The organism is Pseudomonas sp. SIMBA_067 (genome assembly GCF_046534675.1).
Classification (GTDB): Bacteria; Pseudomonadota; Gammaproteobacteria; order Pseudomonadales; family Pseudomonadaceae; genus Aquipseudomonas; species Aquipseudomonas putida.
Genome location: NZ_JAWRYH010001356.1, coordinates 1 through 236 on the forward strand (window position 1 = coordinate 1; position 236 = coordinate 236).

Annotated in this window: 1 protein-coding gene; it reads right to left on the reverse strand. The window is 38.6% G+C overall.

The window, feature by feature from the left end; genetic code table 11:
- Positions 1-190 (reverse strand): hypothetical protein (locus tag SB765_RS33765; RefSeq protein ID WP_410933053.1); only part of this gene is annotated, 190 nt, incomplete at its 3' end.
- Positions 191-236 lie beyond the last annotated feature (46 nt).

A 236-nucleotide genomic window follows, 5' to 3' on the forward strand; every position in this document is an offset into this window, starting at 1 on the left:
CTAGCAATACTAAGTAGGGCTCTGATATTTCTTTTTGTTGCGCTTTTTCTCGTAACGCATCTAGTGCCTGCTTTCCGTTTTGTTTCCAAATTATTTTAATTTTAGGATCCACTTTTTTTAGGCTTCTTGTAACGGCTTCCGCGGCAACATCGTCATCCTCAACAAGCAGTATAGATAGATTTTTGATCATAAATTTTCTTTCCTTGCAAAGCGAGGCCACCACACATGAAATGTAG